This window comes from Terrimonas ginsenosidimutans (assembly GCF_022012415.1).
Lineage (GTDB): Bacteria > Bacteroidota > Bacteroidia > Chitinophagales > Chitinophagaceae > Terrimonas_A > Terrimonas_A ginsenosidimutans.
The window spans coordinates 39524-60525 of record NZ_JAKLTR010000019.1 but is presented as its reverse complement, the minus strand read 5'-3'; the positions used below and the strand labels follow the sequence as shown (position 1 = coordinate 60525).

19 protein-coding genes are annotated in these 21002 nt (G+C 46.8%); 8 read left to right on the top strand and 11 right to left on the bottom strand.

The features are described 5' to 3' along the window. The first annotated feature begins 21 nt into the window (after nucleotides 1-21). From LZZ85_RS23455 to LZZ85_RS23440, 4 genes are all read left to right on the top strand, one after another. Complete coding sequence (locus tag LZZ85_RS23455) at nucleotides 22-663, top strand: carboxypeptidase-like regulatory domain-containing protein (protein ID WP_237875873.1); 642 nt, start codon at nucleotides 22-24, stop codon at nucleotides 661-663. Between the two features lie 284 nt (nucleotides 664-947). Further along, nucleotides 948-1835 (top strand): 3-hydroxyacyl-CoA dehydrogenase family protein, encoded by an 888-nt coding sequence (locus tag LZZ85_RS23450; RefSeq protein WP_237875871.1) that lies wholly within the window; start codon nucleotides 948-950, stop codon nucleotides 1833-1835. A 219-nt stretch (nucleotides 1836-2054) separates the two neighbouring features. Next, nucleotides 2055-3155, top strand: a complete 1101-nt coding sequence (locus LZZ85_RS23445) for an acyltransferase family protein (RefSeq protein WP_237875870.1) — start codon at nucleotides 2055-2057, stop codon at nucleotides 3153-3155. A 243-nt stretch (nucleotides 3156-3398) separates the two neighbouring features. Beyond that, nucleotides 3399-5225, top strand: coding sequence for an alpha-amylase family glycosyl hydrolase (locus LZZ85_RS23440; RefSeq protein WP_237875868.1), 1827 nt, complete (start codon nucleotides 3399-3401; stop codon nucleotides 5223-5225). Nucleotides 5226-5392: 167 nt separating this feature from the next. On the opposite strand, the gene LZZ85_RS23435 is transcribed toward LZZ85_RS23440, so the two are convergent. Together LZZ85_RS23435 and ribD are read right to left on the bottom strand one after the other, a co-directional pair. Then, nucleotides 5393-5995 (bottom strand): IMPACT family protein, encoded by a 603-nt coding sequence (locus tag LZZ85_RS23435; protein WP_237875866.1) that lies wholly within the window; start codon nucleotides 5993-5995, stop codon nucleotides 5393-5395. After that, nucleotides 5996-7072, bottom strand: a complete 1077-nt coding sequence (ribD, locus tag LZZ85_RS23430; protein ID WP_349291754.1) for a bifunctional diaminohydroxyphosphoribosylaminopyrimidine deaminase/5-amino-6-(5-phosphoribosylamino)uracil reductase RibD — start codon at nucleotides 7070-7072, stop codon at nucleotides 5996-5998. 33 nt (nucleotides 7073-7105) lie between these two features. Here ribD and prmC point away from each other — a divergent pair, with 33 nt between their 5' ends. Beyond that, nucleotides 7106-7960 (top strand): peptide chain release factor N(5)-glutamine methyltransferase, encoded by an 855-nt coding sequence (gene prmC, locus LZZ85_RS23425; protein ID WP_237875862.1) that lies wholly within the window; start codon nucleotides 7106-7108, stop codon nucleotides 7958-7960. Between the two features lie 217 nt (nucleotides 7961-8177). On the opposite strand, the gene LZZ85_RS23420 is transcribed toward prmC, so the two are convergent. The 5 genes from LZZ85_RS23420 to LZZ85_RS23400 form a co-directional block, all read right to left on the bottom strand. Beyond that, complete coding sequence (locus LZZ85_RS23420; protein WP_237875861.1) at nucleotides 8178-8597, bottom strand: hypothetical protein; 420 nt, start codon at nucleotides 8595-8597, stop codon at nucleotides 8178-8180. Nucleotides 8598-8826: 229 nt separating this feature from the next. Continuing rightward, a complete protein-coding gene (locus tag LZZ85_RS23415; protein WP_237875859.1) occupies nucleotides 8827-9225 on the bottom strand; it encodes an ExbD/TolR family protein in 399 nt (132 codons plus the stop codon). Between the two features lie 11 nt (nucleotides 9226-9236). Beyond that, nucleotides 9237-9929, bottom strand: a complete 693-nt coding sequence (locus LZZ85_RS23410) for a MotA/TolQ/ExbB proton channel family protein (protein WP_237875857.1) — start codon at nucleotides 9927-9929, stop codon at nucleotides 9237-9239. A 410-nt stretch (nucleotides 9930-10339) separates the two neighbouring features. Beyond that, nucleotides 10340-11296: an SPFH domain-containing protein gene (locus tag LZZ85_RS23405; protein ID WP_237875854.1), complete on the bottom strand. Its 957-nt coding sequence runs from the start codon at nucleotides 11294-11296 to the stop codon at nucleotides 10340-10342. A gap of 206 nt (nucleotides 11297-11502) precedes the next feature. After that, a complete protein-coding gene (locus LZZ85_RS23400) occupies nucleotides 11503-12621 on the bottom strand; it encodes an OmpA family protein (RefSeq protein ID WP_237875852.1) in 1119 nt (372 codons plus the stop codon). Between the two features lie 85 nt (nucleotides 12622-12706). Here LZZ85_RS23400 and LZZ85_RS23395 point away from each other — a divergent pair, with 85 nt between their 5' ends. After that, nucleotides 12707-13714 (top strand): LLM class flavin-dependent oxidoreductase, encoded by a 1008-nt coding sequence (locus tag LZZ85_RS23395; RefSeq protein WP_237875850.1) that lies wholly within the window; start codon nucleotides 12707-12709, stop codon nucleotides 13712-13714. Between the two features lie 121 nt (nucleotides 13715-13835). Here LZZ85_RS23395 and pepT read toward each other — a convergent pair whose 3' ends face one another. Both pepT and LZZ85_RS23385 read right to left on the bottom strand, forming a co-directional pair. Further along, complete coding sequence (pepT, locus tag LZZ85_RS23390) at nucleotides 13836-15083, bottom strand: peptidase T (protein ID WP_237875848.1); 1248 nt, start codon at nucleotides 15081-15083, stop codon at nucleotides 13836-13838. 123 nt (nucleotides 15084-15206) lie between these two features. After that, a complete protein-coding gene (locus tag LZZ85_RS23385) occupies nucleotides 15207-15662 on the bottom strand; it encodes an FKBP-type peptidyl-prolyl cis-trans isomerase (protein WP_237875846.1) in 456 nt (151 codons plus the stop codon). A gap of 264 nt (nucleotides 15663-15926) precedes the next feature. On the opposite strand from LZZ85_RS23385, the gene LZZ85_RS23380 reads away from it, so the two are divergent. Next, nucleotides 15927-17246, top strand: coding sequence for an exo-beta-N-acetylmuramidase NamZ family protein (locus tag LZZ85_RS23380; protein WP_237875844.1), 1320 nt, complete (start codon nucleotides 15927-15929; stop codon nucleotides 17244-17246). A 21-nt stretch (nucleotides 17247-17267) separates the two neighbouring features. Further along, nucleotides 17268-18263 carry a methionyl-tRNA formyltransferase gene (fmt, locus tag LZZ85_RS23375; RefSeq protein WP_237875842.1) on the top strand — a complete coding sequence of 332 codons (996 nt, stop codon included), beginning with the start codon at nucleotides 17268-17270 and terminating at the stop codon, nucleotides 18261-18263. A 196-nt stretch (nucleotides 18264-18459) separates the two neighbouring features. Here fmt and LZZ85_RS23370 read toward each other — a convergent pair whose 3' ends face one another. Continuing rightward, nucleotides 18460-19461, bottom strand: a complete 1002-nt coding sequence (locus tag LZZ85_RS23370; RefSeq protein ID WP_237875840.1) for a LysM peptidoglycan-binding domain-containing protein — start codon at nucleotides 19459-19461, stop codon at nucleotides 18460-18462. A 92-nt stretch (nucleotides 19462-19553) separates the two neighbouring features. Beyond that, complete coding sequence (locus tag LZZ85_RS23365) at nucleotides 19554-20930, bottom strand: methyltransferase RsmF C-terminal domain-like protein (RefSeq protein WP_237875838.1); 1377 nt, start codon at nucleotides 20928-20930, stop codon at nucleotides 19554-19556. Between the last annotated feature and the right edge of the window lie 72 nt (nucleotides 20931-21002).

Below are 21002 nucleotides of genomic sequence, written 5' to 3'. Positions count from 1 at the left end.
ACTAGTCCTTATTTTTAGGCCGTGAAGAAACTTATACAATACCTGGCAATTGCTGCCTTTTTTACAGTACCCGCCACCGCAAAAGCTCAGTTCGAAACAGCCAGAGACTCTGTGGTTCAATTATATGGAGTAGTCATGACCGCAGACAGCCTGGTGGGCATCCCGGCAGTGAGTGTAACGATCAAAGGCCAGAACCGTGGTACACTGACCAATGACCAGGGTGTATTCTCGATCGTCGTATTAAAAGGCGATGAGATCGAATTCTCCCACGTGAGTTATAAGCCTAAGCTGATCACGATCCCAAAATCTCTGGAAGGAAATCAGCATAGTGTGATCCAGCTGATGGTAGCCGATACCGTTTATCTTCCCGCGACGATCATCAAACCCCGCCCGACACCCGAGCAGTTTGCGCGTGACTTTGTCGGCACCAAAGTGCCGGATGACGATATTGAGATCGCCCGACAGAATACAAGCGAAGCCAAGCGTCGCGTACTCCTGAGAACCGTTCCGGGAGATGGCCGCGAAGCTACCAGCATCCAGTTCCGCAACGTTGCCAACCGCGCCGTTTACCAGGGACAGGTTCCTCCGATGAATATCTTCAATCCTGCCGCCTGGGCGGATTTTATTCAGAGCTGGAAAAGAGGAGATTTTAAGAATAAGTAAGGTCATTCGGAGAGGTTCGATGGCCGATGAACGATGGCCGATGGCCGAGTTTCTCCAGAATCATAAAAAATTATACAGAAGCCCTCCCACATCGGAGGGCTTCGACTTTTTAGTAAGAATACATTCCGAGGTCCGGCCACCGGCCATCGTTCACCGGCCATCTTTCATCGGCCATCGGTCATCGGCCATCGGTCATCGGTCATCGGCCATCGGCCATCGGTCATCAAACCTTCCACTCGCTTTTCCTCCCAAAGACATTATTTTTGCGAAAATCAAATTGCTATATGATCAATACTGTCTCAGTTATCGGAGCCGGCACAATGGGAAATGGAATTGCCCATGTATTTGCGCAACATGGGTTCCGCGTGAACCTGATCGATGTCTCGCAACCTCAGTTGGACAAAGCGATCGGAACGATCACTAAAAACCTCGACAGGCAGTTGGCGAAGGGTGGCATCACGGAAGAAGCAAAAGCACAAACGCTGGCGAATCTTACGACTATGACCAGCTTTGAGGGTTTGAAAGATGCTCAACTGGTAGTGGAAGCTGCCACGGAGAATATTGAGCTGAAGTTGTCCATCTTCAAACAGATCGATGAAGTGGCACCGGCTGGCTGCATACTGGCAACCAATACTTCCTCCATCTCGATCACAAAAATAGCTGCAGCGACGAAACGTCCGGAACAGGTGATCGGCATGCACTTTATGAACCCCGTCCCTGTAATGAAACTGGTGGAGATCATCAATGGCTATGCTACAACAAAAGAAGTAACGGACACTATAACCGAATTAAGCAGAAAACTCAATAAGATCCCCTGCGTGGTGAATGATTACCCGGGGTTCATCGCTAACCGGATACTGATGCCAATGATCAATGAAGCCATTTACAGCTTATATGAAGGTGTCGCGGGCGTTGAAGAGATCGATACGGTGATGAAATTGGGAATGGCGCATCCGATGGGACCATTACAACTGGCCGACTTTATCGGCCTAGATGTTTGCCTCTCTATTCTTGAGGTATTGCATAAAGGTTTCGGTAATCCCAAATATGCTCCCTGCCCGCTGCTGGTAAACATGGTCACAGCAGGTAAACTTGGCGCAAAATCGGGAGAAGGATTTTATACATATACACCGGGCAGTAAAGACCTGGTGGTGAGTAGAAGATTTTCTTAGCAGATAGGTAGCAGTGGGGGGGCGTAGGAGTATCGCAGAGGACGAAAAGGAGTCGCAGAGAACGCAAAGACTTCTTAGCGCGCTTCGCGACTCCTTAGCGTACTTTGCGATACTCCCCTGGCGTACTTTGCGATACTCCTACGCCTCCAACATAAAGCCGCCCCCATTTCTCCGGTTAACCTTTTTACTTTATGTTTATAGCCAATAAAGAAGTAACAGTTGTCTACAGAACTCTATCACACTCATCCGCGCTTCCGGAACAATTTTGACTTCCTCCGGCTGTTCACAGCGGTCTATGTGGTGATGTTGCACTCCTACGGGTTAACCGGCCAACTGGATAATGAGCCTCTCCGCTCCTGGGGCTCCACTACTTTCAATTTCTCTTTTGTAAGACTTAGCCTATTTTTCTGTATCAGCGGCTATCTCGTTATGCAAAGCGCAATGAGGTCCACTGGCCTGGGAGATTTCGCCTGGCGAAGATTATTAAGGATACAACCACTACTGATTGTTGTTACTTTGGTAAGCATATTTATCATTGGACCATTATTCTCGTCTCTCGACATAGCCACCTACTTCAAACAGCTTCAAACCTGGACACATCTTCGCAATATCTTTCCACCTACCGGGATCCAGTACAACCTGCCCGGTGTATTCCAGGCTAATAGTGTTGAAACTAGCGTCAACGGATCATTATGGACACTTGTGATCGAGGAACGCTTATACATTGCCTGCATGATCATCTTCTTCGCCGGATCTACCGGCAAACGGAAAGCCTATATCTTTCTTGCCATTGCTTACAACCTCATTTACATCATCAATACAAATCTTTGGCACTTCTCAGACTCGATCATCATTAACGGGAACGCCGCCTTCTACTCGCTGATGTTTGTCAATGCCGGATTATTGTTTCACCTCAACATAGATTTCCAAAGCCATAAAAAAATCATATGGCTACCTCTACTCCTGTTGCTTACCCTTGCGGCGGCTCACTTTAAGAATTGCTTCTTCCTGTTGATATTTATCGTTCCCTGCCTGGTAATGGAGATCGCATTTTCCCGGTCATTTCTCAACCGGACTGCGCGGTTCGGCGACTTTTCCTATGGCATCTTCCTCTTCTCCTTTCCGGTACAACAATCCGTCATCTCTCTTACCAACGGCAACATTACACCGATACCGCTCTTTGCGATCACCATACTGATCACCCTCCCCCTTGCCGTTTTAAGCTGGCACTTCCTTGAGAAAAAAATGCTCTCATTAAAACACCGTCCATGGTTCAAAAAAATACCCCCGCCTTCCACAAGTAGTGAACCCCGGCACTAATCACTAATGATCAGAATTACATAGAACGCCAGTCGCGCCAGTAAACCTCTCCCGGTATAACGATTTCTTTTAAAAGTTTAAAAGCTCTTACCTCAGAACTTTTCACTTATAACTTTAAAACTTTTAAACCTTTAAACTTTCAAACTAATCTCCACTTACACTCTTCTAAACAGCATAACACCTGCACGCTGGCAGAAACATGGCACTGTTTTGTCACTACTACACCATAAATCCCTTTTTAGCATGCAAACAGCCACAAAGTCTACGTCAACACCCCGTTCGAACGTCTCCGTCCAGGGAATGGGGAGCATTCTCCACAAAGAAGGCGTATTCTTCAGAGTTTGGGCGCCCCATGCGACACAGGTCTTCGTCACGGGAGATTTTAATGAATGGTCGCCAGATACGGCTGAAATGCAGCATGAAGACAATGGTTACTGGGCCATCAATATTCCCGAAGCGAAGCACGGCCAAACTTATAAATACGTTCTGGAAACAGATGCAGGACGGCTTTTCCGCAATGATCCGTATGCAAAAGAAGTGGCTGGCGCAGCTGGAAATTCCGTCATCACCACACCTGATTTCAACTGGGAAGATGAGGGTTTTCAAATGCCTGACTGGAATAAGCTGGTCATATACGAATTGCATGTAGGAACATTCAACCGCAAGGAACAGGATAAGCCCGGAACTTTCTTTGACGTGATCGAGAAACTGGATTACCTCCGTGATCTGGGCGTAAATGCCTTGGAGATCATGCCGCCGGTTGAATTTCCCGGCGCAGTTTCCTGGGGATATAACCCGTCTCACCCTTTCGCCATAGAATCCGAATATGGCGGTATCAATGGTTTTAAAACACTGATCAACGAAGCGCATAAAAGAGGCATTGCGATCATTCTTGACATCGTGTACAACCACTTTGGCCCCGACGATCTGGATCTCTGGCGATTCGATGGATGGAGTGAGAATGATGGCGGCGGCATTTACTTCTACCAGGATCATCGCCGGAAAACACCCTGGGGAGATTCAAGACCTGATTTCGGACGTGATGAAGTGCGGCAGTATATCCGCGATAATGCGATGATGTGGCTTGATGAGTTCAAAGTTGATGGACTGCGCACCGATGCCATCTCCTTTATCAGGAATGTAAACGGCGACGATGACCAAAGCAACGATATTCCGGAAGGCTGGAGCCTGATGCAATGGATCAATAAAGAGATCGCAGAACGGTTTCCCTGGAAGATCACCATTGCAGAAGATATGAAATGCAATGAATGGATCACCCGCGACTGGCAGGATGGTGGCGAAGGATTCGATACGCAATGGGATGCCGCTTTTGTACATCCCGTCAGGCGCGTATTGTCTGCTCCCGATGACCAGGAACGGAATATGGAGGATCTTGCCAAAGCGATCACTTATTCGTATAACAATGACACCTGGCAGAGAGTGATCTATACTGAATCACATGATGAAGTAGCAAATGGTAAAACCCGTGTACTGGATGAGATCTCTCCCGGAGAATCGCATAATTGGTTTGCAAGAAAGAGATCTACACTTGGCGCTGTACTTATATTCACTTCACCGGGGATTCCCATGATCTTCCAGGGACAGGAGATGCTGGAAGACGGATGGTTTTCTGATACAAGGCCCGTCGACTGGAATAAAGGAGGCACTTTCGAAGGCATTGTAAAACTGTATCGTGATCTTATCCAACTCCGCACCAATCAATATGGTCTTACAAAAGGACTCACCGGCCGCCAAACAAAAATACTTTACACCAACGAAGAAGATAATATTATCGCCTTCAGCCGAACAGACCAGGGCGGATCAAAAGACACAACCGTTGTTGTGATCAACTTCGCCAATAAAGAACAGAAAGATCTCATCATTCCTTTTCCTGAGGCAGGTTTATGGAAAATCAGGTTCAATAGTGACTGGAAAGGATATGATGCGGAGTTTCATGACAGCTTTGCATATGATACAGAGACCCTGCATCCCGAAGCTGATGAGGAGGGAAATTTTAATGCGAGAGTTGACCTGGCACCTTACAATGCGATCATTTACTCAATGGATTGATGGTTCCGATAAATGCATTGCGTAGAAGTATCGCAAAGGACGCAAAGGAGTCGCCAAGGGCGCTGAGATATCTTTGCGTTCCTGGCGACTCCTTTGCGTCCTTTGCGATACTTCTACGTTAGCTCAATATTAGTCCGGAAAAGAAATAACGGCAACTCGCCGCTTCATCAGACAGCGCCGACTTCAACGGTCCGGAGATCTTTCAATTTAAAAAGCACCTCATCCAGCCTGTTCTTTGGTATCCCGATCTCCATCATGCAGAACAAAACAGTTTCCTGTTTAACCACCGTACAATCAAAATATTTAACGATCCTCATCACTTCATTCATCTGTGTATAATCAAACTCCAGCCGGTAGTTGATCAGTACCGGTTTCTGCACAAAACGCGTAACCTGTAACGCCAGAGAAGCGGCTGTCTTATACGCATTGATCAGTCCGGGTACGCCAAGCATTGTTCCGCCGTAATATCTCACCACTATCACCAACACATCCGTCAATTGCTTGCTGTCGATCTGACCGAGAATAGGCCGGCCCGCCGTTCCTGAAGGTTCACCATCATCACTTACCCGGTATTGCAAACCGTCAAGTCCCAGCCTGTATGCAAAACAATGATGGGTCGCCTTTGGATGCTCCTTCTTGATATCGGCTAATCTGTCTTTAAAATCGTTGACAGATGTTACCGGGAAAGTATACGCGATAAACCTGCTTCCACGGTCTTTGAATTCCGCCGAAGAAGAAGTTTCCACGGTACTGTAATAATCAGGAGTCATTTATAAGTCTGCTTTAACTGGTTGAAAAATTTGCAAGCGATCGCCTTCCAGAATTATCTCCCTCACCTCACCCGCGTGTTGCAGCACGGGCGCGTTCACTCCGTCACCTGCTGACAAATGTATATTGGTGATCACACGGGCCTCGTCCCATGCGGATGCATCAATGAACGACTGAAGTAAGACCGCGCCTCCCTCGATCAGTACGCTTTGAACATTGAGCGACTTCAGTGCTTTCAGGACCTGCGGCACCAGGTCAGCGCCCTCTTTTAACTGATAGAAATGGATCCCGCGATCTTCATCATCACCATGGCGGTGCTTATTGAATACAATCGTTCGGCTTTCTCCATTGAACAACTTTAGTGACGATGGCAATTTCAGATCCATATCTACCACGAGCCTGATGGGCGACTTGCCCGGCCACAGTCTTGTCGTCAAAGCGGGATCATCCACCATGGCCGTTTTAGTTCCGACAAGAATTGCCTGTTCCTCACTGCGCCATTTATGGACAAGGCGATTGCTGTATTCGTTGCTGATCAGCAGGCGGCGACCAGTCGTACCAATACGCCCATCTGCTGTCTGTGCCCATTTCAATATGATATAAGGGCGATCTTGTGTATGAAAAGTAAAAAAACGTTTATTCAGATCGACGCATTCTTTTTCAAGAATGCCAACAGTCACCTTATGTCCCGCATTGCGGAGCTTCTCGATCCCCTTGCCATCTACCTGTGTAAAAGGATCACGGCAACCGACCATCACTTCAGGGATCTTATGACGGATGATCAGATCTGCGCAGGGCGGCGTTTTGCCGAAATGCGCGCAGGGTTCCAGGGAAACATAGATCACGGAGGATGAGAGCAATGCCTCATGCCCGTTCGAGATCGCATTGTTCACACAATTCACTTCAGCATGTGCCTGTCCATATAACTGATGATAACCTTCGCCGATGATCACGCCATTATGCACGAGCACGGCTCCAACCATGGGGTTAGGGGCTACATTTCCCGCACCCAGCTTAGCCAGCTGAATGCAACGCTGCATAAAGGTTTCGTGTATGTCTAACGGCTGATCAACGTTCATCGGGCGCAAATGTAAATGAATTAAGTTTGCCGTATGACGATACAGGAAGCAAGACGCCACGGAATGCAGCGCCTGAGCGCGATTTATGCCACCGGAGAGGCGTCAACGATCAGCGATTGGGTGATAGAACATATTACAGGAACAAAAGCCCAGGACAGGTATTCAGGGGCTGGAAAAGAGCTGGGGACAGAACAGTCTGTTCTATTGGATCAACTGCTCGAGCGCCTTCTCACCCATGAACCCGTACAATACGTGCTGGGCGAAGCGTGGTTTTCGGGCCTGCGATTCAAAGTCGACCCTAACGTTCTCATTCCCAGGCCGGAAACAGAGGAATTGGTCGAATGGGTGATCGATCATTGCAAATTCCCGCTTGGCGACCTGAACATCCTCGACGTAGGAACAGGCAGCGGCTGTATCGCGATCTCTCTGAAACGCAGGCTCGGCAAAGGAAAAGTCTGGGCATGCGACCTTAGTGCAGGGGCTCTTGCACTTGCCGCTGAAAATGCCCGTACACTTGGCGCGGATGTGCATTTTGTTGAACTCGACTTTTTGTCGGCCGATGCGAGAGCCGCCCTCCCGGCTTTTGATATCATCATCAGCAATCCTCCTTATATCCCTGAGCGGGATAAGTCCGACATGCATTCGAATGTGCTTGGATATGAGCCGCACATGGCACTATTTGTACCGGACGATGATGGACTTCTTTTCTACCGGGCGATTGCTGCGTTCGGGAAAACGCATTTAAAGAAAGATGGGGCTGTTTATGTGGAGATCTATGAGGGCGCAGGGCAAGCAACGCTGGAGCTTTTCCGGGACGCAGGTTATACAGCGGAATTGAAACGGGATATGCAGGGAAAAGATCGGATGATCAGGGGGGTGCTGGATTAGCATGGCGTAGGGGAACGCGGCGGACCGCAACGATACGCGGCGGACGCGGCGAAAATACAAATACAGTCAAGGCTGTTTCCGTTGCGTTCGCTGCGCATCGTTGCGGTCCGCCGCGTTCCCCTATGCCGAGTTGGAAAAATCCAGTCCTCCAAACGGAGACAGCCCCGGGAAGACATCCCGGGGCTGCAAATATTTCTCGAGTAAAATTGAAAGTTTTCTAGTTGATCCGCTGATACTCAATCTTATTCACCAGCTCTCCCTGTGGATTAAAAAAAGCCACCACCAGTTTATCACCACTGATATTCTCCACCGCCCTGTTCTCCACCCTGCTGTTACCACCGGTCCCGCCTTCAAAATGTAAGCTGATAGAACGTTGCTCATTATTGTAAATATAGGTACCATTCCCTCCCGGAACATCTGTAAAAATGGAGAACCTGGAATCTGGATTGAACGTAATAAACTCACGGAAATTGCTGGTAGCCATCCAGTTAAACTGGCCATTGTCCTGTGTATAAACGGATGTACTCATCCATTTACCCACGATCTCGGGAGATAACACTTCGTCTTTGCTCTTCGAGCAGGAAGAAAACAGGCCGATCACGATCAGCAGCGAAAAAAGGTAGCGTATGCCCTTCATTGCAATTGGATTTACAGGGCAAACATAGAGCAGATGGAGGAGATGGGCAATCGTAAATACACTATGTTCGTTGACCGTTGACCGGTGTCCGTTGTCCGCAAATATCTCGTGTAGTAAAAAACCTGCGTATGCGGTACTGGCTGAACAATTTCAATACTGGAATTTTGAACGCTATACCGGATGGCGGTTAACGGGCCGGACAACGGTCAACGAATACCGGACAACGCCTCTATTTCACCACTCCCAACGGCCTCGCTCCTGCGCTCTTCGCCAGCTTCATCACGCGGAAAACTTCACCGTAATAAGCAATGCTATCCGCATTGATCACCACAGACGGCGTATCAACGGTCAGCTGTGCCCGACGGATCTCCTGGATCAGGAAACTGTCCAGCATTGCTGATTCGACGGGTCTTTGACCAACAAAGAACTGCTGATCTTTATTGATGGAGACAACAATATTCTGCTTCGCTTTGGTATCTTTTGTACCCCGCGGATTGTTCACCTTTACCACGTTGGGATTCGCCATCGTTGTGGTAATAAGAAAGAACATCAGCAGAATGAAAAGGATATCATTCAGTGAATCTGTAAATACTTCGGACTGCTCCTTATGTTTTTTTCTGAACTTCATTCGCCTTCCGTTTATCGGGTAGTGGGTTCCTGTAATACGTCAAGGAAATCGGCTGATGCCATTTCCATTTTATTTGCCGCTTTATCGATCTGCGTATTGAGATAACTATGTGCGAGGTATGCGATCAAACCGATCACAAGACCTGTGATAGATGTGATCAGTTTTGTGTAGATACCCTGGGAAATGATCTTCAGGTCAACCTCACCCGCGCGCTGGATCTGGGAGAACAACTGCATCAGACCGATCAGGGTTCCTACGAAACCAAAGATCGGCGCAGCCTTGGAAATGAAAGAAAGTACCCCAAGATTTTTCTCCAGCTTATACATCTCAAGCTGGCCGACATTGTCCATACTTTTTTCAATACTATCGATCGGCTTCCCGATCCGCTGAATACCCTTATCGATGATCCTTGCTACAGGGTTGTTGGTGTTCTTTGCAAAACTTCTTGCTGCAGTGATATTACCGCTTACGATATGATCACGGATAATATTCATGAAATTCGAATCGATCCTTGATGCCTGCCGGATCGCGATCTGCCTTTCAGCAAAAAAATAAACAGTGAGCAGCATCATAAGTCCCAGTGGGATCATGATCCATCCACCCATAAAAATCAGGTCAAAAAATCGAATGGTTTCTTCCTTCTGCACCGTACTTCCAACCGCACCACTGGCTAATGTATCAACAATCTGTAGGAGGTCAAACATAGATCATCTTCTTTAATACGTAAATGTAAGGCATGCCATAAGAACTGGTTTTCAATTATTATCAACAGCTCTTAATAACCATTCAACAAACGGTAAAAACAATGCCCGAGTGTGTGGAGGTGAGGGGTTTAGAGTTATTTTAACAAGACCGGGGGTCGCAAACAATGAATCGACCACAACCTACATCCTTTGCTAAACTGCGCACCCGGAAGCAGATGTTCGCTCTGTAAGGCGGTTCAGGATAGCATTGAGCTTTTGCAAAAGTGAAAGCCTGGTCGGGAAAACAATGAGAGCCGGGCATTCTTAGCTGAAGAATGTTCCGGCTCTCGTTATTATAAAATGTCGAATGCGATCTAAAATACCTTCATAACCGATGTCCACTTCAGGCAGCCATCGCAATCCGCTGTCTGCTACCTTCCTTTCTCCGCCTCCTTCACTCCCGCCTGCTTCACCATCAATGCCTGGATCTGCTTCATGGTCACTTCCATTCCATCAGGGCTGCCGTCAAGGAAGATCACATTTCCTTTGCCATACTCTGCGAAGTTCTTGATCGCTTCCGTCCACATACTGAAGAGGATCACATTTGTGTCGAGATTGGCCTGTTTCATTTGCTCTGCCGCTTCGGTCATACCTGCCGCAACTTCCTTACGGAACAATGCAACACCCTGACCACGCAAGCGCGCCGCTTCTTTTTCCGCTTCAGCAGAGATCTTGATGGAGTTACCGTCTGCTTCCGCTGCCTTTGTTTTAGTGATCAGCAAAGCCTGACCTTCATTTTCAGCCGCCGCTTTCAGGTTATTACTTGCTACTACCTTGCTCATTGAATCAAGGATCATTTTATCAAAGGTGATATCATTGATCTGAAGATCCTGCAGGTGGTATCCCCATTCTTCCAGTGTATGATCGATCTCAACTTTTACATATTGCACGATCTCGCGGCGGAGACCAAGTACTTCCGCCTGCTTTTTTGTTGCAACAAAAGAACGGATATTACCTTCGATCGTTCTGATCAAAGCCTGCATCAGATCACGATCTGTAATGAATTTAAATGCCACCCGTTTGATGGTTTCTTCATCTGCATTCTGCACCGCATAAAGCAACATGCTTTTAAAATAAACATTAGCCTGGTCCTGCGTTACCGCCTGAAACTCTAATTCAACAGAGCGGTTTTGAATCGAGATCTTTTTGTACAGCACCTCAAGCACGGGGATCTTCATGCGCAGGCCCGGTCTTACGATCCGCTGATACTTTCCAAAGAATGTGATGACCCCGATATATCCCTGGTTGATCGTAAAAAATGAACTGAATAAAATAAAAACAAGAATAAGAAGCCACCAGTAGCTGGCGAGAAAATTACCTATATCCATTGCAATCGGTTTTGTCGGCTAAAGATAGTCAAGGGTCTGAACAAAGGGAAATTTATTCCGGCACCTTACAGTGCAGGGTAATATGATCAGGCTGACTGGCGTAGAAGTAACGCAGAGTACGCGAAGAAGCCGCGAAGGCCGCTAAGAAGCCTTTACGTTCTCTGCAGGCTCCCGGCATCTTTTGCGATATTCTACGCAGATCAGGATCATTGTTCCCTCACGTAGACCAGTATCTCCACCCTCCTGTTCTTCTGCCGTCCCGCAGGCTGACGATTATCCGCAACCGGCTGTTGATCAGATAATCCATATACAAAAACAGGGATCCTTCTGGTACTTATCCTCGGTGCTATATAATCAGCTACCACCCTCGCCCTGCTGATAGAAAGATCGGCATTGAACGCAGGCGTTCCGGTATTATCAGTATGTCCTTTCAGCACCAGCGAGTCAACCGTTTTGCCGGCAACCCGCTTCGCGATGCTATCCAGCACAGCAAAACTGACCTGCTGCAATTTTGCTTTCCCGGATTCAAAAAGGATATCAGGTAAAATAAGCGTATCTATCACCGTGTAGGTGTTTCGCTGCAATTCAGGAACCGGTGGCGGAATATTCCGGTAATATTTCCTTTTCTTTTCAAGCAATTCATGCCTTTCATCTTCGCCGTAAATATCCTCAACTGCCTGTTTCCAGTCGCTGCAAAGATGTTCATTCGGATCAAGGGGCACGAGTGAAAAATCATCGACAAAGATGAAATACTGGTTCTCCAGTTCTTTCAGCCGCTCCCCTTTATAATCATTCCGGGCAAAATACCCTACGAGGAAATACGCTTCATTGCCCTTTGCTTCGTAAATAAGTTTGACACGGTGCCAAGCGGTGTCAGTGAACGCGTTCTTCTGCACAGCCGCACCCAGGAGGAGGTCAGGCTTTCTTTCTGACATGTACGCCTTGCCAAGAAAAGGGTCTGACGCTGTGAATAGAATTCCCACACTATCCAAAATAGGATGAATTGATTTTACATAAAACTCCAGCTGGTATTTACTTCCTTTCCGCAATCCGCAGATCAGCCTGCTGCGAAGAAATGTGCGGTTGTATTTCTTTTGAAAATGCGCCGCCTCGATCGCCATACAATTGAGACCGCTATGTGCGCGCTTCGCATCTCTGAAAAAGTTCACAAAGCCGCTGGCGGAACTCATCCACGCCTCGGGTGCACATTCTTTTGTGTATTCCGTGCAGATGTTGATATCCTCCATTCCTCCATTTGCCAAAAGATTTTGGGAAATAGCGTTACGCGCCAGCAGCATCATCCATAAAAAACAGCTCATTCTCATGTCCAGAAATTAAGAAAAGATCGGTAAATGAAGTTTTTCTAAAACGGCTCCCACAACTTTTTAGTCTGTTGATTGTTCCCTCTTAATGCAATTGAAGTTAAGTGTACTTGATCAGACCCCGATCCGCAAGGGCAGCACTGCGCAGGACTCTTTGCTGGAGAGTATCGAACTGGCAAAATTGGCCGACCGACTGGGATATACCCGTTACTGGCTTTCAGAACATCATAATACCGTGACACTGGCCGGAGCGGCGCCGGAATTAATGATCGCAAGGCTTGGCGGCGAAACGACTAAGATCAGGCTTGGCTCAGGCGGTATCATGCTGCCCAATCACAGCTCGCTGAAAGTTGCAGAGAATTTCCGTATGCTGGAAGCCTTGTATCCTCACCGGATCGATCTCGGTATCGGAAGAGCCCCGGGCGGCGATCGCCCCACCTCGCAACTGCTCAATCCCTCCAATACTTTCGATCCGCAGGAATATGTGCAACAGATCCGTGAACTGCATGATTATTTTTCGGAAACACCTACGCCCAATAACCTGAACGGAAAGATCAGAGCGATCCCTTCCATCGAATCATCACCCGCGATCTGGGCACTCACCTCAAGTGGAGAAAGTGCGTATCTCGCCGCTCATTTCGGAATGGGACTGTCTTATGCGCAATTCATCAACCCTGTCGGCGGACCCGAAGCTGTAAAACTGTATAAAGAAAGGTTCAAACCTTCGGATGATTTTCCCAGGCCTGCAACAAATGTGGGCATCTTTGCCTTCTGTTCTGAAGATGAGAGAAAAAATGACAGGGCAAGATTTATGTACGGCTACCGGTTGCTGAGCTTTGAAAAAGGAAACTTTGATCAGCTATATAACTTCGATGATATCAAAGATTATGTTTATTCTACTGCGGAATTGCAGCGATTGGAATACCATAAGAACAGGTTCTATGTGGGAACACCGCAGGAATTGAAAGTGCAATTTGAAGAACTGGCAAGATCGTTTCAAACAGAAGAGATTGTGGTAGCAACGTTTGCGGAAACAAAAGAGGATAGACTGAGGTCTTATGAGTTGCTGGCAAATACTGTCGACCTTTCACTATAAAAGATTGGCGCAGGAGCAACGCAAAGGATGCAAAGGATCGCAGAGAACGCGAAGAAGTATAGCTATAAAAATTCTCTATGCTCTCTGCGGTGCTTTGCGTTACCACTACGCGAGACAAAGATCAGGCTTTCTCCTCCCATACCTGCACTAAATGCACCAGTGTTTCCACCGCCTTATTCATATCCTGCACACTTACATGTTCCAGTTTTGAATGGATCGCCTGCATGCCCGTAAACAAGTTAGGGCAGGGCAATCCCATAAATGAAAGCCTGCTTCCGTCTGTACCTCCACGGATACTTTCCATTTTCACGGCGAGGCCCGCACGTTCAACCGCCAGCTTCGCATATTCTACCACCTGAGGATGTACATCCAGCACCTCTTTCATATTTCTGTATTGTTCAGTCACTTTAAATTCAAAAGTGGAACCGATATGAAAACGGATCGTTTCTTCCACCAGTGTTTTTAAAAAGTCTTCTTTCTTCTTCAGACCTGGTGTCTCAAAATCACGGATGATAAATTCGATCGTGCATTTCTCGGCCAGTCCTTCGACTCTGACAGGATGAATAAACCCTCTTTTGCCCTCTGTGCTCTCCGGTGAGAGACGATCTTTCGGCAATTCAGCAAGGATCTGTCCGGCGATCTTCATCGCATTTACCATTTTGCCTTTTGCATATCCCGGATGAGCGATCACTCCATGAATGATCAGCTCAACACCATCCGCACTGAAGGTTTCATCTTCCACACTTCCTGCTTCGCCGCCATCCAGCGTGTATCCGAATTCAGCACCAAGTTTTTTAAGATCTACTTTAGCTGTACCGCGACCCACTTCTTCATCCGGGGTGAACAGTATTTTGATCTCGCCATGTTTTATTGCAGGATGAGTCTGAAGAAAATTCACCAGATCCATGATCTCTGCTACGCCTGCTTTGTCGTCAGACCCAAGTAAGGTTGTTCCGCTTGCGGTGATAAGATCGTTACCGATCTGCGTTTTCAGGTACGGATAATTCTCCAGGCGTAACACCTGCGTTCTGTCATCCGGAAGAACAATATCCTGCCCGCGATAGTCACGATGCACAATTGGCTTCACTCCTGTTCCGCTGCAATCCGGAGCCGTATCTACGTGTGAGCAAAAACAAATAACCGGAACTTTTTTATCTGTATTGGAAGGAATGGTTGCATATACATAGCCCCATTCATCCATGTGTGCATCAGTGAGGCCGAGTGCGAGTAGTTCTTCAGCCAGTATTTTGGAAAGATCCTTCTGCTTTCCGGTGGAAGGTTGCGTGTTGGATTGCGGATCGCTTTGTGTATCGATCTGCACGTATCTCAGAAATCGCTCCGCCGCAGTAAATTTATAGTTCGCAAACATCTGTTTTGTTTAGGTGGTCTGACAAAGAAGCCCGGCGTTATGCCAGGCTCTTTTCAAAGTTATGCAATGTTATCAGAAAAACCATTTATGTAAAATGGTCTTAACATTTGTTTCATTTGCTGCTTACGGCATAATGATCAAAGGCTTCTGCCCTTCGATATCTACGAGTTCCAGATCGAAGATCAGGTCTTTGCCGGCAAGAGGGTGATTTGCATCAAGGATGATCACATCATCTTTGATCTCTGTAACCACTACCTGGTATTGATTCCCCTGGCCATCGCTCATACCCAGAGGCATGCCAACCTCCACCTGCATATCAGCAGGGAAACGGTCTTTTGGCATATCGATCACCATTTCAGGATTCTTAGGGCCATATGCTTCAAGAAAAGGGATTTCGATGGTCTTCTTCTCTCCCACAGTCATGCCGGTAACACCATCGTCAAAACCTTTGATGACCATGCCGCTGCCAACTTCGAATTCAAGAGGCTCACGACCTTCAGATTTATCAAATGTTTCTCCGCTGGTGAGGCGGCCATGATAGTGAACCTTCACCTTATCACCACTTTTTACCTGTTGCATTGTAATATTTTAAATTAAGTATATGGCTGCAATTTAGCCCATTTTGACTAATGCAACCATGCAAATATTTCGGATCGTCTGTGTTTTTTATGGAACTATTCTGGTATTGTCATCTCGCTGATCCGGCGTTGCCGTAAGGCTCGCTGGCCGCAATGCCGGAAGAGACGTCCAGATGAAATAATTGTAAACTTCCTTGTCGTATATTTTGCAACAGCTCAACATTTTACCGTATTTTAATCCGTCTTTAATCATTAAATAATACAGATGAAATATAGCAGATTCCTGATCCTTCCCGTTCTTCTTTTTTCCCTGTTCCTCCATGCGCAACCGCGTATTATTCCCGCCGCTGAAAGGATCTCTGAATACCTGCCGCTGATAAAGGGTAAAAAAGTGGGTGTATTTGCTAACCAGACCTCTGTAGTTGGCAGTACACACCTCGTAGACACTTTGCGCAAACTCGGTGCAACTATCACGGTGATCTTTGGACCGGAACATGGATTCCGGGGCACCGCGGATGCCGGCGAGAAAGTAGGGAACTACACGGATAAACAAACCGGCATTCCTGTCGTGTCTCTTTACGGAAGCAAAACAAAACCTTCCCCCGAGGACCTTCAACAGGTTGACGTGCTGCTCTTCGATATACAGGATGTAGGTGTCCGGTTCTATACGTATATCTCATCACTGGAGGCGTTAATGGAAGCGGCCATCGAATCCGATAAGCCACTACTCATCCTTGACCGCCCGAACCCGAACGGGCACTATATAGATGGCCCTGTGCTTGATAAGAAATACCAGTCATTCGTAGGACGGCAATCAGTTCCTGTAGTATATGGCATGACCATAGGAGAATATGCCAATATGATCGCAATGGAGCAGTGGCTTAAACCCGGATCAAATCAGAAGCTGCAAGGTATGCAAGACACTATCGCAGTGATCGATAATTCCGATACCACCGGAGTTCCTACAAAATATGCAGCTTCTTATCGCTGGTATAATCCCGAGAAATTTGACCGAAAAGAGTTTTCGCTAAAAGTGATCACCTGCGAAAATTACACACACAGATCCGCATACGAATTACCTGTAAAACCCTCTCCCAATCTTCCGAACATCCAGTCGATCTACCTGTATCCTTCCACTTGCTTTTTTGAAGGCACAGTGCTCAGCGAGGGTCGTGGCACCAACAAACCATTCCAGGTATTCGGTCATCCTTCCTTACCTAAAAACCTCTATTCATTTACACCAAACCCCAATGAAGGTGCAAAGAGTTCCAAACTATACGGCCAGCTTTGCTATGGCTGGGATCTGAGCGGCTCCGTTGAAAAAGTAAAAACTGAGGTAAATAACAAGCTACAACTGAAATGGCTGCTCGAAGCATATCGACTTTTCCCAAAAAAGGATAGCTTCTTCATCATCCCAAAATCAGGGAAAATGGAAGAATGCTTTTTCGACAAACTGGCCGGCAACAGTGAACTGCGTTTGCAGATACAGAAGGGCCTGTCTGAGGCAGCGATCAGGAAGAGCTGGGAGCCCGGCCTCACGAAATTTAAAGCCATCCGGGAAAAATATCTTTTGTATGAGGAGTAAGCTCTGTTTTATCTTCGCAGCATGATTGAATTTCAGCATAAGCAAAAAGATCTTGGTCCGAATACCGTTTCTTTCGGGCTGGTATCTCCCTTAAAGATCGTGTTCATGGGTACGCCTGAATTTGCCGTTGCATCACTGGATGCACTGGTAAAAGCCGGTTTTACCATTGTGGGCGTGATCACTGCTCCCGACAAACCTGCAGGCCGCGGAATGAAACTGACGGAAAGCGCCGTAAAGAAATATGCCGTAGAGCATGGATTGAATGTTCTTCAGCCGGAAAAACTGAAGAACCCGGAATTCCTTGATGAGCTGAAAGCATTGCAGGCAGATCTTCAGATCGTCGTTGCCTTCCGCATGCTCCCTGAAGTGGTTTGGAATATGCCGCGATTAGGAACAGTCAACCTCCACGGGTCTCTTCTTCCGCAATACCGTGGTGCGGCGCCGATCAACTGGGCTGTGATCAATGGAGAAAAAGAAACCGGCGTCACCACCTTCAAACTACAACACGCCATTGATACCGGCGACATTCTTCTCAGGGACAGCTTCCCTATCGGAGAAAATGAAACAGCTGGTGAAGTACACGACAAGATGAAGGAGATAGGAGCACAACTACTTGTCAAAACGGTTAAAGGACTTGCGGAAAACAGCCTTAATCCCCAACCGCAGGCATCCGCCTCAGAAGCTGATCTTAAACACGCACCAAAGATCTTTACAGAAACAAGCAAGATCGATTTCAATAAAACGACAGAAGAAGTACACAATCTTGTAAGAGGTCTTTCTCCATTCCCTGGCGCATTTACAACAATGGATGGCAAAACTTTAAAGATCTACCGAAGCGAAAAGAACTATCCGGATACACCTAACATGCCTGCGGAAAAACCGGGCGATCTGATCACAGATGGAAAACAATACCTTCGTTTCGCCTGCGCGGATGGTTACCTCGAAGTAAAAGAATTACAACTCGAAGGAAAAAAGAAAATGAATACGCAGGATTTCCTGAGAGGTTACCGCTATTAACAGGGATATATTGGCTTGTTGGAGTTAAGGGATGCGCTATGATGATAGAACAGCGTTTATTACTAAATCTTAATAATCTTCTTGCCTGACTAAACCTTACTTCGTAAGTGATCAATACGATCAGCGCCCGATAGCATGAAAGCTTCATACTATCGGGCGCTGATCATATTAATTCCAGAACTCATAGGCATCCCGGCTAATAGATAATTTTGACAATGAATTTTTCGGAGTCCGTTACGCCAAGAGCCGCAGCACCTGCATTACTGATCCGTATGCCCAAGCCCTGATTTTGACGGATACCATTCATCTCTCCCAACACTTTCGCATAGATCGCTTTGTTATTATCAGGATTGATCAGCTGAACAATCGTTCCTGTCGCAACACCATCAATCAGCAAATAGTACTTCGCATCTTCCCAGCCACTGGAGGTTTTGAAAATCCCGGCGGTGACGGTTGTATTCTTTGCAACGGGACTTTGTTTTACCTGGTGCTCATAGAAGGTTTTGAAGTATCCCTGGCCACTGCTTACCGGATTATCCTGACGGGGGGCCGGCTCTGCTTTTTTGTGCTCTTCCTTCTTAGGTTCTTCTTTTTTTGGTTCCTCTTTTACCGGTGTTGTTTGTACCGGCTGAGTTGACGAACCGATAACAGGAGCCGTTTTGGGTTGTTCCTGAACAGGCTCATTCTTTACAACTGGCTTTTCTTCCGGTTTCGCCGGCGTGACCTTTGGCGCACTGGATACAACATTCTGCATTTCCTTTGAAACAAGGTAACCTACGATGAGTCTCTGGCCCACCTGTAATGCATCGCTCTTCAAACCATTCCAGTCGCGGAGTTTTTGCATCGTCACCTTGTTATTCACGTTGCTCACCTTCAGTAAGCCTTCACTGGCACCGACCGTATAATAAACAGGAATCCCTTTATTACTCTTCTGGGTAAAATTTGTATCCGTAAGAGGTATCCGGATCACCTGGCCGATCTCAAGACCTTTATTGATATCCGATTTATTAAAAGAGGCAATGTATTTAGGACTTACGTTATATAACCGTCCTACTGAATATAAGCCCTGTCCTGAAGAAACGGTATGATCAAGATATAACCCTTTATCACCTTGTTTCACGAGCAAACCATCACCCTGAGCCTGTGAAGCGAAAACAACAGCGAAAAACAAAATAAGAAAAATGAACGGCTTTTTCATGCTAAGAGATTAGAGGTGTAAATATAGAACTTAAGAATCAAAAGCCGGGCAGGGAAAACAACCGGGAGGACACTTATTTCCCTTCGTAAAACTCACTCCGGCCTTTCTTTCAGAATACGCAATTCACGCGGGTAATAGTTGTTGATCCTGTTGGGCAATGCATTTATCCATCCAAGTGGATGGGATTGATAAGTAACCAACTGCCACCCTTTTTCAGTCTCCAGTTTAAGATCTTTACGCTGCAAGTATTCTATGGATTGTTTATAGTCAAGTTCCGTTTGCGGAAGGCTTTTATCCAGGATCACAGACATTGCCAGTGAATGATCCGGCACCAGTTTATCGCGGATCAGTTCACCAAGAATCGTTCCCGAATATTGCACCCGCAAGTTATTTAACAACCAGTTATAATCCTGCTGAAGTGCAACCGGCCAGGCATATACTGTCTGAAGATGTTGCAGGAAGAAGTAGTCATTGCCGATCACCCATTTTTCCAGTATGGGAATATCCTTTTTATTAACGGCGATTGGCTTGTTTTTGATCTTCATCACCGCCTCATCATCACCTTCCCGTTTTCGGAAGCAAGCCAGGAAGAATCCTTCCCCATCCAGTTTATCAGGCCAGAAGCGATAACCAAAGGCATTTTGCTTTCCCTGCGTTTCAACGATGTTCCAGGAAGGATCGACCTGTATTTTTTCTGGAGAAACAGAGAAGTTCTCCATGACCCAATCTGTAATATCTTCATCTTCCTCCTTTGAGTAAGAACAGGTGGAATAGATCAGTATGCCATCTTTTTTCAATGCGGGCCAGACATCTGCGAGGATCCGTTGCTGCCGCTGACTGCATAATACAACATTGTCGGGGCTCCATTCATCCATTGCTTCGGGTTCCCGCCGGAATAAGCCGCTACCGCTGCAGGGCGCATCTACCACGATCACATCGAAATAATCTTCAAGCTTTGCAAAATCTTTAGGATCATTATTGGAGACCAGTACGTTGTTACAACCCCATTTGATGATATTATCTTTCAGGATATTCACGCGCGCGCGGATCACCTCATTCGTAACAAGTAAGCTTTCCGCAGAAAGAAGTGATTGTATGTGCGTCGACTTCCCTCCCGGTGCCGCACAAAGATCGAGTACACGCAATGGTTTGGAAAGATCGGCCGTTTGCGTCAACGCCTGTTCCAGGAACATGCTGCTGGCTTCCTGCACATAATATGTACCTGCGTGAAATAATGGATCAAATGTAAACGAAGGACGACCGGAGAGATAGTATCCGTTTCGGCTCCATGGGATCGCATTTACTGTTAATGCAGATAAATGTGAATGAGGAAAATCTGCGATAGGTTTTGCAGGATTGACACGAAGGGAAGTGACCTGTTTCCCTGAAGCGTGTACTTGCTCGAAAGCGGCTTTGTCAAAGCTGTCGACACGTTCCAATGACTGAAGAAGTGGTTGAGGTAATTGCACGGGCAAAGATACAACAAACAGTCAAAACGGGTAGCGTGGGCAGTATCGCAAAGCCCGCAATGTGCGCTAAAA

Bases quoted from the DNA above. Each gene is read 5' to 3' on its own strand.
- LZZ85_RS23440 (WP_237875868.1), top strand. From the start codon at position 3,399: ATGCAAACAGCCACAAAGTCTACGTCAACACCCCGTTCGAACGTCTCC.
- LZZ85_RS23370 (WP_237875840.1), bottom strand. From the start codon at position 19,461: ATGAAAAAGCCGTTCATTTTTCTTATTTTGTTTTTCGCTGTTGTTTTC.
- pepT (WP_237875848.1), bottom strand. From the start codon at position 15,083: ATGTTTGCGAACTATAAATTTACTGCGGCGGAGCGATTTCTGAGATAC.
- LZZ85_RS23385 (WP_237875846.1), bottom strand. From the start codon at position 15,662: ATGCAACAGGTAAAAAGTGGTGATAAGGTGAAGGTTCACTATCATGGC.
- ribD (WP_349291754.1), bottom strand. From the start codon at position 7,072: ATGAACGTTGATCAGCCGTTAGACATACACGAAACCTTTATGCAGCGT.
- LZZ85_RS23380 (WP_237875844.1), top strand. From the start codon at position 15,927: ATGAAATATAGCAGATTCCTGATCCTTCCCGTTCTTCTTTTTTCCCTG.
- LZZ85_RS23420 (WP_237875861.1), bottom strand. From the start codon at position 8,597: ATGAAGGGCATACGCTACCTTTTTTCGCTGCTGATCGTGATCGGCCTG.
- LZZ85_RS23435 (WP_237875866.1), bottom strand. From the start codon at position 5,995: ATGACTCCTGATTATTACAGTACCGTGGAAACTTCTTCTTCGGCGGAA.
- LZZ85_RS23415 (WP_237875859.1), bottom strand. From the start codon at position 9,225: ATGAAGTTCAGAAAAAAACATAAGGAGCAGTCCGAAGTATTTACAGAT.
- LZZ85_RS23450 (WP_237875871.1), top strand. From the start codon at position 948: ATGATCAATACTGTCTCAGTTATCGGAGCCGGCACAATGGGAAATGGA.
- LZZ85_RS23395 (WP_237875850.1), top strand. From the start codon at position 12,707: ATGCAATTGAAGTTAAGTGTACTTGATCAGACCCCGATCCGCAAGGGC.
- LZZ85_RS23400 (WP_237875852.1), bottom strand. From the start codon at position 12,621: ATGAGAATGAGCTGTTTTTTATGGATGATGCTGCTGGCGCGTAACGCT.
- fmt (WP_237875842.1), top strand. From the start codon at position 17,268: ATGATTGAATTTCAGCATAAGCAAAAAGATCTTGGTCCGAATACCGTT.
- LZZ85_RS23405 (WP_237875854.1), bottom strand. From the start codon at position 11,296: ATGGATATAGGTAATTTTCTCGCCAGCTACTGGTGGCTTCTTATTCTT.
- prmC (WP_237875862.1), top strand. From the start codon at position 7,106: ATGACGATACAGGAAGCAAGACGCCACGGAATGCAGCGCCTGAGCGCG.
- LZZ85_RS23410 (WP_237875857.1), bottom strand. From the start codon at position 9,929: ATGTTTGACCTCCTACAGATTGTTGATACATTAGCCAGTGGTGCGGTT.